The sequence below is a fragment of the Acinetobacter sp. BD54 genome, assembly GCF_044778325.1.
GTDB classification, from domain to species: domain Bacteria; phylum Pseudomonadota; class Gammaproteobacteria; order Pseudomonadales; family Moraxellaceae; genus Acinetobacter; species Acinetobacter baumannii.
The window spans coordinates 207,152-222,747 of record NZ_JANJEP010000003.1 but is presented as its reverse complement, the minus strand read 5'-3'; the positions used below and the strand labels follow the sequence as shown (position 1 = coordinate 222,747).

14 protein-coding genes and 2 tRNA genes are annotated in these 15,596 nt (G+C 40.0%); 5 read left to right on the top strand and 11 right to left on the bottom strand.

Annotated elements, in window-relative coordinates:
- Positions 1-54: 54 nt before the first annotated feature.
- From hisA to hisB, 5 genes are all read right to left on the bottom strand, one after another.
- Positions 55-786 (bottom strand): 1-(5-phosphoribosyl)-5-[(5-phosphoribosylamino)methylideneamino]imidazole-4-carboxamide isomerase, encoded by a 732-nt coding sequence (hisA, locus tag NQ782_RS06280; protein ID WP_000905538.1) that lies wholly within the window; start codon positions 784-786, stop codon positions 55-57.
- A gap of 94 nt (positions 787-880) precedes the next feature.
- Entirely contained in the window at positions 881-1,522 is a 642-nt protein-coding gene (locus NQ782_RS06275) for a 3'-5' exonuclease (RefSeq protein ID WP_002048201.1), read from the bottom strand.
- An 86-nt stretch (positions 1,523-1,608) separates the two neighbouring features.
- Positions 1,609-2,157 (bottom strand): DUF805 domain-containing protein, encoded by a 549-nt coding sequence (locus tag NQ782_RS06270; RefSeq protein ID WP_002048137.1) that lies wholly within the window; start codon positions 2,155-2,157, stop codon positions 1,609-1,611.
- 153 nt (positions 2,158-2,310) lie between these two features.
- Positions 2,311-2,928 (bottom strand): imidazole glycerol phosphate synthase subunit HisH, encoded by a 618-nt coding sequence (gene hisH, locus NQ782_RS06265; RefSeq protein ID WP_000196732.1) that lies wholly within the window; start codon positions 2,926-2,928, stop codon positions 2,311-2,313.
- Positions 2,928-3,521, bottom strand: coding sequence for an imidazoleglycerol-phosphate dehydratase HisB (hisB, locus tag NQ782_RS06260; protein WP_000194096.1), 594 nt, complete (start codon positions 3,519-3,521; stop codon positions 2,928-2,930). Before hisB ends, hisH begins: the two co-directional genes overlap by 1 nt.
- Positions 3,522-3,623: 102 nt before the next feature.
- On the opposite strand from hisB, the gene NQ782_RS06255 reads away from it, so the two are divergent.
- The 3 genes from NQ782_RS06255 to NQ782_RS06245 all read left to right on the top strand — a co-directional run bounded on the left by NQ782_RS06255 (position 3,624) and on the right by NQ782_RS06245 (position 4,390).
- Positions 3,624-4,007 carry a GNAT family N-acetyltransferase gene (locus NQ782_RS06255; RefSeq protein ID WP_001123235.1) on the top strand — a complete coding sequence of 128 codons (384 nt, stop codon included), beginning with the start codon at positions 3,624-3,626 and terminating at the stop codon, positions 4,005-4,007.
- A 105-nt stretch (positions 4,008-4,112) separates the two neighbouring features.
- Positions 4,113-4,188: transfer RNA gene (locus tag NQ782_RS06250), tRNA-Phe, on the top strand.
- 126 nt (positions 4,189-4,314) lie between these two features.
- Positions 4,315-4,390: transfer RNA gene (locus NQ782_RS06245), tRNA-Phe, on the top strand.
- Between the two features lie 171 nt (positions 4,391-4,561).
- Here NQ782_RS06245 and NQ782_RS06240 read toward each other — a convergent pair.
- The 5 genes from NQ782_RS06240 to ompR all read right to left on the bottom strand — a co-directional run bounded on the left by NQ782_RS06240 (position 4,562) and on the right by ompR (position 9,069).
- Positions 4,562-4,993, bottom strand: coding sequence for a GNAT family acetyltransferase (locus tag NQ782_RS06240; protein ID WP_000469967.1), 432 nt, complete (start codon positions 4,991-4,993; stop codon positions 4,562-4,564).
- 130 nt (positions 4,994-5,123) lie between these two features.
- The gene (locus tag NQ782_RS06235) at positions 5,124-6,638 is read right to left on the bottom strand and encodes an acetyl-CoA hydrolase/transferase family protein (protein ID WP_000059344.1); all 1,515 of its coding nucleotides are present in this window, start codon (positions 6,636-6,638) and stop codon (positions 5,124-5,126) included.
- A gap of 35 nt (positions 6,639-6,673) precedes the next feature.
- Positions 6,674-6,802 (bottom strand): hypothetical protein, encoded by a 129-nt coding sequence (locus NQ782_RS06230; RefSeq protein ID WP_085940512.1) that lies wholly within the window; start codon positions 6,800-6,802, stop codon positions 6,674-6,676.
- Between the two features lie 27 nt (positions 6,803-6,829).
- Entirely contained in the window at positions 6,830-8,287 is a 1,458-nt protein-coding gene (locus NQ782_RS06225) for an ATP-binding protein (RefSeq protein ID WP_000051217.1), read from the bottom strand.
- Between the two features lie 17 nt (positions 8,288-8,304).
- Entirely contained in the window at positions 8,305-9,069 is a 765-nt protein-coding gene (gene ompR, locus NQ782_RS06220) for a two-component system response regulator OmpR (RefSeq protein WP_000060753.1), read from the bottom strand.
- A gap of 655 nt (positions 9,070-9,724) precedes the next feature.
- Between ompR and NQ782_RS06215 the strand changes: the two genes are divergently transcribed.
- On the top strand, positions 9,725-12,073 hold the full coding sequence (locus tag NQ782_RS06215; RefSeq protein ID WP_086231082.1) for a Tex family protein: 2,349 nt from the start codon (positions 9,725-9,727) through the stop codon (positions 12,071-12,073).
- Between the two features lie 303 nt (positions 12,074-12,376).
- Positions 12,377-14,566 carry a bifunctional SulP family inorganic anion transporter/carbonic anhydrase gene (locus NQ782_RS06210; RefSeq protein WP_004833634.1) on the top strand — a complete coding sequence of 730 codons (2,190 nt, stop codon included), beginning with the start codon at positions 12,377-12,379 and terminating at the stop codon, positions 14,564-14,566.
- A 68-nt stretch (positions 14,567-14,634) separates the two neighbouring features.
- Here NQ782_RS06210 and NQ782_RS06205 read toward each other — a convergent pair whose 3' ends face one another.
- Positions 14,635-15,525, bottom strand: a complete 891-nt coding sequence (locus tag NQ782_RS06205) for an SDR family NAD(P)-dependent oxidoreductase (protein ID WP_001035486.1) — start codon at positions 15,523-15,525, stop codon at positions 14,635-14,637.
- Positions 15,526-15,596: the final 71 nt, after the last annotated feature.

The window sequence follows — 15,596 nt, the reverse complement described above, 5'->3', positions numbered from 1 at the left end:
ATCATCAAAAAATAAAAAAGAGCCTAAACAGGCTCTTTTTTACATCTTAAAAAATTAAAGACGGTTTTCATCTAACAAAAGCTGAGCTTCACGAAGGTTTAAAGTACCTTCATAAATTGCACGGCCTGTGATCGCGCCTAAAATGCCCGGTTGGCCTTTTAAGTTACGAACGTCATCAAGGTTGGTTACACCACCTGACGCAATGACTGGTAAGCCTGAGTATTGAGCCAAGTTTACAGTTTGCTCAACATTTACACCTTGCATCATGCCATCACGAGCAATGTCCGTGTAAACAATGCTAGACACGCCTGCATCTGCAAAGCGTTTTGCTAAATCAGTTGCTTTCACATCAGTAACATTTGCCCAACCGTCAGTTGCAACCATGCCATTCATGGCATCAATACCGACAATGATGTGGCCTGCAAAACGTTTACAAGCTTCTTCTACAAATTCAGGCTCTTGAACGGCTTTAGTACCGATAATGACAAACGTCACACCAGCTTCTAAATAGTGTTCAATCGTTTCTAATGAGCGGATACCGCCACCAATTTGAATTGGTAATTCTGGCTGAGCTTTTGCAATCGCTTCAACAACAGGTTTATGAATAGGCGTACCTGCGAAAGCACCATTCAAATCCACCAAATGCAAACGTCGTGCGCCTTCATTTACCCAATGCTGGGCAGTTGCAACCGGATCGTCAGAGAAAACGGTATCGTCTTCCATACGCCCTTGTTTTAAACGCACACATTTACCATCTTTCAGGTCAATTGCTGGAATGATTAGCATGCTTTCGCTCCTTGCTTCATCATGTTTATGAAATTGTGCACATCTTAGCAAAGTATTGATCAATCGCTAAGCCTTAGAAAAGACTTTTATAACTTTACCTTTGAAGTGCGGTTTGAATCTTTTCAGAAATATGTATCGGTAATACTTTTCTTTTTTTAAGCTCGAGAAATACCAATAGGGCAGCATAGGCGTCAGCAGCTGCATAACTGATTTGTTGTGAAGTAAGTGGTTTTCGCGCCCAATTTGAAGTTCCGACTTTCTTCGACTTGGCAAGATACTGACCAAGCAATAGTGCTACGGCTTTTTGTACACCCATTTGTTGTTTAAAACCAAAGTGGCTAAAACCTTTAGCAAGGTCAACACAGCTTTCAAGCTCTATGCCTTTTTTGTGAAAAATATGCTTATCATTTTTAAGCCCAAACCCGACTTTAATTTGTTTTGGATTAGACAAAATGGGCTGTAAAAATTTTAAAGTTGATGAATTGACATGAAATAAATAGGCTTGGTGTTCTGTAGCCAGCTGAATCAAATGTGGGCCAGTTGATACTTCACCTACCTGAAAAGTAGGTTTAGATTCAGAATCAAATCCTAAAAAGGTCGCTGCTTTTAATTCTTCTTCAATAGCTTTGCATTGCTCGCCATTTTCAATCACCACAATATTTTGATGGTTAAGATTTTCAAAAGGAGGGAGCTGCTGAATAGAAGTTTTATCAAGAAGGGCAGAGGCTTCAGACATATTTAACAGCGTACAAATGAATAGGGCTATTCACTTTATATATGAATAAAGCCTAGAGAACTAGGCTTTATGTACATCTTTAAAAATTATTCAGACTGAGATGGGCTACCAATTACAATACTTTCGCTTTTCTCGACATAACCTTCATAGGTTGGAGCCATAATTACGGCAATAACACCAAAAATTAATGCAAGCGGAATAAGGGCAATATAAATCCAGCCTAAAACACGCTCCCAGCTTGGCGTTGGACGCTTAGGTCCATAATCATTAGGACCTTCAGTTCCTTTTGCACAGAATAAATAAATGGCAAGGCCAATATTCACGACCGGTACTAGCATCAGTAAAGAGAGCCACCCTGTATTATTGCGGTCATGCAAACGGCGGATGGTAAATACGAAGTTAATATAAATACCGACTATATAAAGAATTGCTATACAGATTAAGCCAGGCGTAGAAAAGTCTGGGGCACCTTCAGGGTTTGTAAAACCAAAAGTAAACATAATAAGTAGAATGGCGGTAACAAGGACTAGCGTAAATAAGAATGTCCAAGCTGCATAAGAGAGTCGTCCAAAACGACCATTTGCCTTAAACGGTGAATCTTGTTGAAGTGGTTGATTTTCAAAAGGTGAATTCATTGTGTTTATCCTAATCATTTGGTTTTATTTAAAAGTATGAATATTCAATATTTTGTTGAATAAAATATCATTCTATAAATGATTGGTTATTATTATAAATAAAAAAACAGATCAGGCTATCTTGACCTGATCTGTTTTAGTTTTTGAATCGAATTAAATATTCCATTCCACAAAGTTTTTCAGTAACTGCAAACCAGCAGTGTGACTTTTCTCTGGGTGGAATTGAGTCGCGAATAAATTATCTTTGTGAATTGCTGTGCAGAAGTTCACGCCATACTCACATGTGGCAGCCACAAGATTTTCATCTTTAGGTTCAACATAGTAGCTGTGTACAAAGTAGAAGCGAGCATCTTGTTCAATGTTGTTCCACATCGGGTGACTTGGGTCCATTTGGTGAACCTGATTCCAGCCCATGTGTGGGACTTTTAAACCTTCCATTTGAGGGAAGTGTTTTACTACCCCGTCAAAAATACCTAAGGCATCTACACCGCCGTTTTCTTCAGAACTTTGTAGCAATGCTTGCATGCCTACGCAAATTGCAAGAACAGGCTTATTAAAAGCTGCTTTGCGTACAACTTCATCAATCCCTGCTTCACGCATGCCTTGCATACAGTCACGCATTGCCCCAACACCCGGGAAAACAATTTTGTCGGCTTGTGCAATTAATTTTGGATCATTTGTCACATCGACGGTTGCACCTACATACTCAAGTGCTTTAGCGGCTGAGTGCAGATTACCCATGCCATAATCAAGCAATGCGATACGTGTCATTAGAGGCTACCTTTTGTCGATGCAATCGTGTTTTCAGCACGTGGATCAATTTCACATGCCATACGTAAAGCACGAGCTAGTGCTTTAAATACACTCTCGATTTGATGGTGGCTATTTTTACCTTTCAAGTTATCGATGTGTAAGGTCATAAGCGCATGGTTTACGAAACCTTGGAAAAACTCGGAAAATAAATCTACGTCAAAGGTACCGATGCGCGCGCGAGTAAATGGAATATCCATAAATAAACCCGGACGACCAGACAAATCTACAACCACGCGAGATAAAGCTTCGTCTAATGGCGCGTAAAAATGCCCATAACGACGTAAACCTTTTTTATCACCTAAAGCTTGTGCAAAAGCTTGTCCAAGCGTGATACCGCAGTCTTCTACGGTATGGTGATCATCAATCTCTAAGTCTCCATCACAATGAATATCGATATCAAATAAGCCATGTCGCTTGATTTGATCAATCATATGGTCTAAAAATGGAACTCCGGTGTTTAGTGTGCCTTGACCAGTACCATCGAGATTTAAACGAACTCGAATTTTGGTTTCATTGGTATTTCTAACCACTTCACTGATACGTTGCGTCATGGACACGTTCCTCAAAAAACGTCAAAAATGATTGGATGTTAACGACAATTTCGCTGTGACGAATTCGTGACAGCATCATAGTTTGCTCAGGAGGGTTAATCAATGCCTATTACCGTACATGCTTATAGTTCTCTAGATAATTCAGAGATCCGCGATCAGCTTGAGCGACTGTATGACACAAGTCCGGAGTTTGGTGACGGGCACGATGCGATTGAACAACTTGAACAAGATTTACAACAGTATACCACGCTATACACTGCCGAATTTAACACCAAAATTATAGGTGCAATCTGGTGTTCAGGACAAGGTGAAAGCAAGGTGCTTGAATATATAGTTGTACACCCTGCAAATCGTGGACGCGGAGTAGCAGAGCGTCTAGTTGAAGAAGCTTGTCGTATAGAAGAAGCAAAAGGCGTTAAAATTTTTGAGCCAGGTTGTGGTGCAATTCATCGCTGCTTAGCTCATATTGGTAAATTGCATAGCTAAAATCCTATTTTTACGGCACTTGTGATTTAAAATTAAACACTTGTTACAAAAAATGCGGAAGTTGCTTGACGTCCTCCTATAAACATTGTTTAATACGCCCACTTCGGCGTGATAGCTCAGTTGGTAGAGCAACGGATTGAAAATCCGTGTGTCCCTAGTTCGATCCTGGGTCTCGCCACCATTATTTGTGTTTTCAATCCCTGATCCCATCAGGGATTTTTTTTGAGTATAAAAAATACTCATTTAAATCAAAAACTCAGGATAATTGTTGACTATTGTTCTGAGATACGGCTTAATACAGGCCATCGGCGTGATAGCTCAGTTGGTAGAGCAACGGATTGAAAATCCGTGTGTCCCCAGTTCGATCCTGGGTCTCGCCACCATATTCGAAAAAGCCCCATATTTTAAGTATGGGGCTTTTTTCATGCCTATTTATTTGATTCGTGAGTAGAATGACTTCACTTGTGTATAACTCTCATTTTATCCACAAGTAAAGTGAGTTATCCCAAGGTCTGGCTTTATTTCCTAAAGGCTCTTCATTTGAAGAGGCGCCTTTAGTCATGAGGATTATCACTAATAAGACGTTTTCCTAAACATACTGCTTCTACTTCGTCATAGCCGAGCTGTTCGTAAAAATTCAACACATTTAGATTATCTTTACGCACTAATAATTGTAATTTGGGACAGCCACGCGCCATAAGCCGCTTCTCAAGCTGTTGAACAAGCGCTGTGGCTATTCCTAAGCGTTGTTGGTGGGGGTGAACAGCCAGATAATTAATCCAGCCTCTATGGCCGTCGTAGCCGCCCATAAGCGTGCCAATCAGTTGCTCATCCTTAATAGCAACGAGGAATAAATCATCCTGCTGCGAAACTTTCCTAAAAATATCCGTTTCAGGGTTATTCCAAGGGCGAGTTAGGCCACAGCTTTCCCATAAATTGACCACATCATCCAGATCTGCATTTGTAAATTGGCGAATAATGAACATATGGATTTCTACTTTTTGTTTTGATGTATTGAAAAGGTAAAATAAAAATTCGAACTTGAGCAGTAGTTTGTGAATAATTTACACAAATAAAAAAGCACCCCCGTAGGAGTGCTTAAATTAAAAGTATGTCTTAAGCTGATTTTGCAACTGGTGTTGGTTGAAGCATTTGGCCTGTTTCTTCGAAGTTTGCATGCCAAGACAATGCTTCACGAAGTAAGTGAGGTGTATGTCCGCCTTTAGCACATGCACGATCAAAGTAGTCATTTAATGCATCACGGTAAAGCGGGTGTACACAGTTGTCGATAATAGCGCGAGCGCGTTCACGAGGTGCTAAACCACGTAAGTCTGCTAAACCTTGCTCTGTCACTAAAATATCAACATCGTGCTCACTATGATCAACGTGACTCACCATTGGCACGATAGAGGAAATATCGCCGCCTTTAGCGATTGATTTGGTTACAAAGATTGCCAAGTGCGCATTACGAGCGAAGTCACCTGAACCACCAATACCGTTCATCATTTTAGTACCGCACACGTGAGTTGAGTTCACGTTACCGTAAATATCAAACTCAAGTGCAGTATTAATACCGATAATACCTAAACGACGTACAAGCTCAGGGTGATTAGAAATTTCTTGTGGACGAAGCACTAATTTGTCTTTGTAAGCTTCGATATTACCAAAAACTTTTTCACCACATTTTGCTGAAAGCGTAATTGAACTACCAGAAGCAAATTTCATTTTGCCTGCATCAATTAGTTCAAAAGTACAGTCTTGTAGTACTTCTGAGTACATGATGAGGTCTTCAAAATTAGAATCTTTTAGACCTGTTAGTACAGCGTTTGCAATTGAACCGATCCCTGCTTGGAGTGGACCAAGGTTTTTCGGTAAACGACCTTCAGCCACTTCTTTTTCAAAGAATGCGATAAGGTGATTGGCAATGCCTTGAGTCTCATCATCCGGTGGAGTTACTGTCGATGGAGAGTCATGTGTATCGTTAAAGACAATACCAACAATTTTCGAAGGATCGATTTGGATAGCTGTTGTACCAATACGTTCATCCACTTTTGTTAATGGAATTGGCGTACGTGTTGGACGGTAAGTTGGAATATAGATATCGTGCAAACCTTCAAAGCTTTCGCTTAAAGAAGTGTTGATTTCAACAATTACTTTTTCGGCAAAAATCGCAAAACTTGCAGAGTTACCAACAGAAGTTGTTGGAATAATGCCACCATCTTCAGTAATCGCGATTGCTTCAATGACCGCAACATCTGGACGTTTAAGTTGCTGGTTACGCATTTGCTCAACAGTTTCTGACAAGTGTTGGTCAATAAACATGACTTCGCCGTTGTTAATTGCGCGGCGCAAAGTGTTATCCACTTGGAATGGCATGCGACGAGATAAAACACCTGCTTCCGTGAGTTGTTTGTCTAAGTCATTACCTAAGCTAGCACCCGTAATTAACGTGATTTTTAACGGATTCTTTTTTGCAAGCTCTACAAGTGCTTGTGGAACAGCTTTAGCTTCACCGGCACGAGTAAAACCACTCATACCAACGGTCATTCCATTTTCGATGAATTGCGCAGCTTGTTCAGCACTGATGACCTTGTCATGAAGAGAAGCTAGGCGAATACGACTTAAAGACATTGGACATCCTCAATATTGTCAAAACATACCGGATTTTAGCTATGAAAAAATGAAAAGTGCATAGGTGTTAGGCTAAGGTCTAATTTTTTAAATAAATGCGGGTATAACTTATTTTTATGATTTTTAATATATTGATTATTATTGTCTTTTTTAGGGTTTAAAATAGCGCTTTAAATGTTCAATTGCTCAAATTAAAAGCGCTCACTTAAAGTTTGTTTGATTTTTTCTAAAGGATTGTGTGTTGTATTTTCTTCAGGGGCGGGTTTTGGAATTGGTAAAGAAATAATAACCTCTAAACCGCCTTGTTCACGATTGTGAATCTGTATTTCACCTTGGTGAATATCGACAATACGTTTAACAATGGCAAGACCCAAACCGCTTCCCTGAATCGTTCTAGCCGAGTTGCCTCTTACAAAAGGCTGCATTAATTCTTCAATTTGATCTTCTGGAATGCCTTCACCATGGTCAGCAACCGTAATTAAAATATGTTCATTTTCAACCTTTGCACTGAGTTCGATTGGTTCAGCACCATAACGCTTTGCGTTATTAATGAGGTTGGCAATAAGTCGTTTTAAAGAGAGGCTGCGTGCAGGAATAATAGGAACATCCTGCATGTTAAAGCGAATATCAAGGGGTTTAAACTGAACCACCAATTCTTGTAAAAGAATATTGATATTAGTGTCTTTTAATTCCTCATCTGAACCATCGCGCATATATGAGATGAACTGATTTAGAATCGCATCCATATCATCTACGTCATAAACCAGACCTTCACGTAGAAACTCATCAGGTAGCATCTCTGCAGTTAAACGAATACGTGTAAGGGGAGTCCTTAAATCATGTGAAATTCCCGCTAGCATGATGCGTCTTTCACGTTCAGTTTGTTCAAGCGTATATACCATACGGTTAAATGCTTGGTTTACTTGGCGAATTTCTAAAGGGCCGTGGTTAGTATCTAAATAAGGTGCAGTTCCAGACTTACTGTATTCGTTGGCAGCATTTTGCAAACGACGTAATGGTCGGTTCATTTGTCGAACCAAAATTAAAATAATGATGGCCGAAACTAATGGGACACCCACAACCCAGCCTACCAGTAGCTCGGGGCTATAGTTGGCATAGGTTTTTAAAGGTTCACGAACCCAGTTACCATGCATTTCTGGCGTTTGAATCCAGATACGTGGGCTAGGTTTAAATTGGAAATAGACAGTAACGTCTTTTGCGCCAATTTCATTTGCCAGTTTTTGCTCAACTTGGTTGGTAAAAAACTCGGCAATAATTTTATCGCGGACACTTGGATATTCTTTGGGGTTCGTGACATATTCAATGCCAACCCGATTGCGTAACCATGTGTCGACGTCAACTTCGCTATCGCGATGAAAAATACGAATATTAGGGTTATTTACCAGTTCTAGTTCAACTGCTAGATAGCGTGCATGTTGCTGAATTTCAGGTAAATAGAGGGTTCGCCAAAAAAACCACAATGACATAAATAAGCTAAAGAGTACCACCAGCAGTACCAAAATTGTGGTACGCATGGCCGCAGAACGTGGCTTAATCTTATCGAGAAAACGTTCCCATCGGGTCCGTTTACGCTCTGAGTACGCAACGTAGTCGGTAAAGGTTTGCGGTGGTATTGGCTCTAAACTCACTCTATTTTATCTCAAGCTTATTCAGCACCATCCGGAACAAACACATAGCCTACGCCCCATACAGTTTGAATGTAACGTGCACGTGCCGGGTTATCTTCAATTAAGCGGCGTAAACGAGACACTTGAACATCAATAGAACGTTCCATTGCACCCCATTCACGGCCACGAGCCAAGTTCATGAGCTTGTCGCGTGTTAAAGGTTCACGTGGATGCTGTACCAAAGCTTTTAATACGGCAAATTCACCTGTAGTCAACGTAACGATTTGACCCTCACGAGTCAGTGTACGTGTAGATAAATCTAGAGACCATGGACCAAAGCTAACCACTTCAACTTGTTGGCTTGGCGCACCCGGGACTTCACGTACCTGACGACGCAATACTGCGCGAATACGTGCTAAAAGTTCATTTGGGTTAAATGGTTTTGGTAAATAGTCATCTGCGCCGGCTTCAAGACCAGCAATACGGTCAGAGTCACTACCACGTGCAGTTAACATGATAATTGGAGTATCAATATTTGACTGACGTAAACGACGACAAATACTTAAACCATCTTCAACGGGCAACATAAAGTCGAGCACGATAAGTGAAAATAACTCACGTTGTAATAAACGATCCATTTGTGAGGCATCATGGGCAGTTTTTACAACAAAGCCTTTATCTTCCAAAAAACGTTGCAAGAGGGTACGTAAACGCACATCGTCATCGACCACTAAAATGCGCTCGACACGATCCGTTTCGTTATGTACGGTTTCAGGATGTTCAGCAGGTACAACTAAACTCATGATGTACTCCCTTTTAAAGTCATAATTTATATATTATTGGATCGGTTAGGCTTATTGCCAACAAGCCCTCAGTATAATGCCGATGTTCTTGTTAAGACTATGTATCAATTTGCTCAAAATTACAATTTTCGTAGGGGCTTGAAACCAAAAAACAACATCTTATGCCCATAATTTAGCAAAGCCTTAAAGAAAAACTCAAATATTTGGCTATTTACCTCTTTCTTATCAATTAAATTCTAATAAATATTTGTTTCAAATAAATTATTTTAAAAATGAGTTCCGGTTTTTAAGTTCTAACTTTTAATTTATTCATTTGTGGTTTAAGTATGAGAACTTAATAATTTATTTAGAAAGATAAGAAAAACTATATTTTGATCGTTCTGGCAATGTATCAATATGTTCTTTTTCTCATAATTTATATTAAAAATTTTCTTTAATTAAAGAAGAACCTATAAATTTCATATTTTTTAAAAGGTAAAAGGCTAGCTTAAAGGCCCAAATGAGTCACAGAAAAAACTTTTTTACAGCCATAAGAATGTGAAAAATTCATAGTCAATACAAAAAAACGTTTTGAATACGCAAACAAGTGTGGATTTTATGGTCTTGGTCTTTATAATCAGTGCTTTTAAACTTTATCCTTGTGGGATCAAACACGATGACTGACTTAGTTCAGCAGTTGGCAAGTGAGCTTGCCGTACGTCCAAACCAAGTAGAAGCTGCCATCCGCTTAATTGATGAAGGTGCCAGTGTTCCATTCATTGCCCGTTACCGTAAAGAAGTAACACAAGGTTTAGATGATACGCAGTTACGCCAATTAGATACTCGTTTAGCGTATTTACGTGATTTATATGAGCGCCGTGAAAAGGTCATTCAGTCATTGCAAGAACAGAATAAATTGAATGATGACTTGTTGGCGCGGGTGAATGCAGCCGAAACAAAAAATGCTTTAGAAGAAATTTATGCGCCGTACCGTCCTAAACGTACGAGCAAATCTTTCAAGGCAAAAGAAGCGGGCCTTGGACCAATTGCCGAAAAAATTATTTCAGAACAAATTGATCCGACAGAAGCATTGGCTGGTTTTAGTCATGAAGACTATCCGGACGTTGAAAGTCAGTTAGACGCAATCCAGCATATTCTGATTGATGACTGGGCACAAAACATTCCTCTTACTACAGAATTAAAAGCGACTTTCGCAAAAACAGCAGTGTTAAAAAGTACTGTTGCATCTGAAGAGAAGAAAGAAGTGGGCAAAAAGTTCCGCGATTACTTTGAATTCTCTGAAGGCCTAAACAAATTACCATCACATCGTTTATTGGCGATGTTACGTGGCCGCCAAGAAAACGTACTTGGTTTAAAAGTTGATGGCGCAGATGATGCACCATTGGCTCGTATTGAAACTGAATACAACCTTGATCAGATTCAGCCACAAACACGTCAAGATTTCTTAAAACAAACTGCAAAATTATTCTGGTTAGGTAAAGTTCGTCCTCAAATCGAGCATTCATTACTTACAGAAAAACGTCTTGCTGCTGAAGCAGAAGCAATGCAGGTGTTTGCTGAAAATCTTCGTCACTTATTGTTATCAGCGCCAGCTGGTAGCCGTACGACTTTGGGTGTTGACCCTGGTATTCGTACTGGTGTGAAACTAGCTGTGGTAAGCGAAGCTGGTGATGTACTTGCACATAGCACGATTTATCCATTTGCGCCTAAAGAAGATAAAGAAGGCTCAATTGCTGAGCTTGCACGTCTATGTCGTGAATACAATGTCGAGCTTATTGCTATTGGCAATGGTACTGCGAGCCGTGAAACAGAAGCTGTTGTAGCTGAAATGATGGCTGCAAATACAGATCTTAAATTAACTCGCGTAACCGTAAGTGAAGCAGGCGCCTCTGTTTACTCTGCAAGTGAACTTGCTGCGGCGGAACTGCCAGAGCTTGATGTTTCAATCCGTGGTGCAGTTTCTATTGCGCGCCGTTTACAAGACCCGCTTGCTGAGCTTGTTAAAATTGATCCGAAGTCGATTGGCGTAGGTCAATATCAACATGATGTGAACCAAACTGGTTTAGCAAAAACGCTTGATGCGGTTGTAGAAGACTGTGTGAACGCTGTTGGGGTAGATGTAAATACTGCTTCACCAGCAATCTTGGCTTATATTGCAGGTTTGAATAAAGCAATTGCACAGCAAATTGTTGAATACCGTAAAGAGCATGGCCGTTTTGACACACGTCAGGCACTTAAAAATGTACCGCGTCTTGGCGAACGTACTTTTGAACAGGCTGCTGGTTTCTTACGTATCCAAAATGGTTCAGAGCCATTAGATGCATCTGCTGTTCACCCTGAAAGTTATGGTCTTGTTGAGAAAATTGTTGCAGCAAAAGCTACAACGGTAAAAGACATTATTGGTAATACCGAAATTATTCGTCAGGTTAAAGCAGAAGAGTTTGTTGATGACAAATTCGGTTTGCCAACTATTCAAGACGTTTTAGCAGAACTTGAAAAACCGGGCCGTGACCCTCGTCCAGAATTCCGCACAGCTAAATTCCGTGAAGACATTACTGAAGTTGCTCAGTTGACTGAAGGTATGCAGCTTGAAGGTGTTGTGACGAATGTGACGAATTTTGGTGCTTTTGTTGATATTGGTGTGCATCAAGATGGTTTGGTTCATATCTCTGAATTAGCCAATGAGTTCGTTTCTGACCCGCATAAAGTGGTAAAACCAGGTCAGATCGTACAAGTGCGTGTTATGCAAGTTGATGTTGAACGTAACCGTGTGAACTTGAGTATGCGTGCAGAAGGTGCGGCACCTGTGAAAGCACAGCGTCCACCACGTCGTGAACAAAATAACGAACAGCGTTCTGAGCGTAAACCACAAGGTAAACGTCCACAACCGCGTAAAGATCAAGTTGAACGTCCGCAGCGTAATAAGCAAGAAAAACCACAAGAGCAGAAAATTGGTGGTTTTGGTGCATTATTATTGCAAGCAGGAATTAAGGGTTCTAAATAAGAGCCTTTAGAGAACCTAAAAAAGCCTCCTAAACGGGAGGCTTTTTTTATTGTTTTTAAATCGTCTTCTAAATGGCTAGTGCCATGTTTTATTAAAACATCACGCTCATAAAGATGAGGTGAATCTTAAGATCAACAAAAACGTCGTGAAATCTACAATCAACTATACAACGTTATAGCATAACTCAACTTTAACCCGATTCAGTTGTCAGACAATATCGATAAAGCCTTGAAGTAAGTTCCTCACTTTCAGGCAGTTACATTAAAAATTGATTGTTTTTTTATATTATAAATGGTTGTTTTTATGCCGGCTTTAGAACTGAAAAATAGATTTCACGTAAACGACCTCCTTTCGGGAGTGGTCGTATTTCTCGTGGCCTTACCCTTATGTTTGGGTATTGCCTTAGCCTCAGGTGCTCCAATTATTTCTGGCATTATTGCTGGAATAGTGGGTGGAATTATTGTTGGCCTGCTGAGTGGCTCTCACATCAGCGTTTCTGGCCCAGCAGCAGGGTTGACTGCGGTCATCCTTGTACAACTCGATCAATTAGGCGGCAATTATGCCGCCTTTTTATTGTGTATTGTATTTGCAGGAATTTTACAAATTCTGTTTGGTGTATTTAAGTTGGGTTTCTTTGCCAACTTTATTCCAAACAATGTCATTTTAGGATTGTTGGCAGCCATTGGTGCCATTCTGATTGTGACACAGTTACCTTATTTATTTGGGTTGACTGATTTTTCATGGAAAGAAGTTTGGACTGCTACACCGGATACGTTTATCCAAAAATTTGATGCTGGAGCAGCATTGATTGGACTGCTGAGCTTATTTTTAATTTTAGCTTGGGACAGTAGCCCACTTAAAAAGTTAGCGTTGCCTTCTGCCTTAATTGCCGTGGTACTCGCAGCAGTTTTTAACTTTGTTTTAATAAGTATCGGTTCTTCATGGGCTGTGCAAAGTAATAATTTGATTCAACTACCAAATATATTACAAGCACCAGAAGAGGTATTGGTTTTTCCTGACTTTAGCTATTTAGCTGAACCATTAATTTATACTGGAGCCATTACACTTGCGATCGTGGCATCTTTAGAAACATTACTAAATTTAGAAGCGGCCGATAAGCTTGATCCTCAAAAGCGTTCATCTCCACCTAATCGTGAGTTATGGGCGCAAGGAGCAGGTAATATTGTGTCGGGTTTAATTGGCGGAATGCCAGTGACCTCAGTGATTGTCCGTAGTTCTGTAAATGCCAATACAGGTGCACGTAGTAAATGCTCAACCATTATTCACGGTGTGTTGTTACTGCTTGCCATTCTATTTTTTGTCCCACTCATGAACATGATTCCTTTGTCTGCACTTGCAGCAATTTTGATCGTGACTGGTTTTAAACTGACTCATCCAAAGTTATTCAAACAGCTTTACCAAAAAGGTTGGAGACAGTTTTTACCATTCATTATTACCTTGGTTGCAATCTTGCTAACAGATTTATTAACCGGAATCTTGGTGGGGCTATTTACCAGTAGTGCATTTATTTTATATGGCAACTTCAATAAAGGTGTTCGTGTTTATAAAGAAAAGCATTTACATGGAATCGTGACGCGTATTGAGCTTCCTTCACAAGTGACATTTCTGAATCGTTCCGCACTCATTTCTGCCTTAGAACATGTTCATAAAAATCAGCAGTTGATTATTGATGCCACTCAATGTGATTCGATTGATCCGGATATTTATCAAGTCATTCAAGACTATCAAAATGAGACGGCAGTTAAACGCCAAGTCGACCTTAAGCTTATTGGATTTAAGCAGCACTATGAAGAGGTAGATGATGCAGTACTGGATATCTACATTAGTACGAGAGATCTACAACGTAAACTAAGTCCACAGCAAGTCATTACTTTACTTAAAGAAGGAAATGAACGTTTCGTTAAAAATGAGCGCTTGCAACGTGATATTTATCGCCAAATTCGTGTTACTGCAGATGAAGGCCAGCATCCAATTGCTGCCGTTTTGGGATGTATGGACTCACGTGCTCCAACTGAAATGATTTTTGACGTGGGCATTGGTGATCTATTTAGTTTAAGGATTGCAGGTAATATTGCAGGTCAAAAGGTATTAGGCTCGCTTGAGTTTGCTTGTCAGGCCAAAGGCTCAAAAGTCATTTTAGTTTTAGGCCATACTGACTGTGGTGCAGTGACGAGTGCATGTCAGTTACGCTTACAGCAAAAGCAAATCTCCGATGTCAAAGAGATGCCACATATTCAATATGTGCTTGGTCCGCTCATGCATTCGGTAGAAAGCGTATATGACATTATGCAACCCCGTGAATTAAACAAGACCTTCGTAAATCAGGTAACTGCTATGAATGTTCACTACAATATCCAATATATTATTAATAACAGTACGGTACTTAAAGACTTACTGGATCGTGGTGAAATAGCGATTGTTGGCGCGATTTACGATGTTAAAACAGGGCATGTCGAGTTTTTAGATACGTAAATAGAACCAAATAAAAAAAGCGCCTTTCATGAGGCGCTTTTTTATTTAAGCTCGCTGAATATTTTAAATTACCAATGCTCACCAGGGAAAATGCGTGCATATGCTTTTTGCACCCAGTTAAGTTTTTCAGCTTTTTTGCCTTTTGCGGCGTCTGAACTTGGAAACAGACGGAAACCAATCGACATAAACATATTGTTAATGCCAGGGGCCACTGAATAGGTCATAGAAGCCAAACGGCCTAAGTTAGTTGCAATACGTTTTGGACGTTTCACAATCGCATAAGCAATTAAATCGGCTGCTTGCTCAGGTGAGAGAGTCGGTACATATTTATAAATCTTGGTTGGCGCAATCATTGGTGTACGCACTAAAGGCATGTAAATTGAAGTAATTGCAATTTTATGTGCATGAACTTCTGCCGATAGACAACGGCTAAATGCATCAAGCGCAGCTTTAGAAGCAACATAAGCCGAGAAGCGGGTTGCATTTGCTAATACACCAATCGAACTAATATTAATAATTTGCCCATCTTTACGTTGAATCATGTGAGGCAAAATATTGAGCACTAAACGTACAGCGCCAAAGTAGTTCAATTGCATAGTACGTTCAAAGTCGTGGAAACGGTCATAAGACTCATGAACGGCACGACGAATAGAACGACCTGCGTTATTAATTAAAATATCAATATGGTCAACAGAAGCTAAAATCTCTTTAGAAACCTGATCAATCATTTCCATGTCATTTAGATCACATGGGAAAATTGATGCCTGACCGCCACGGCTTTCAATATCTGCTTTGACTTCTTCTAATGTTTCTTGAGTACGGGCAACCAGTAAAACATGCGCACCAGCGTCAGCAAGTTTATTGGAAATCGTTAAACCGATTCCACTTGAGGCGCCTGTCACTAAGATGACTTTACCTTGTACCTTTTCCTGGAACAGAGCTTCTAATTTTTTATTCACAGCATTTTACCTAAGTAGGGGCAGGGGCTATTTATTCCGGTATGTAATTTTTATTTTTACAACCGTTGGTT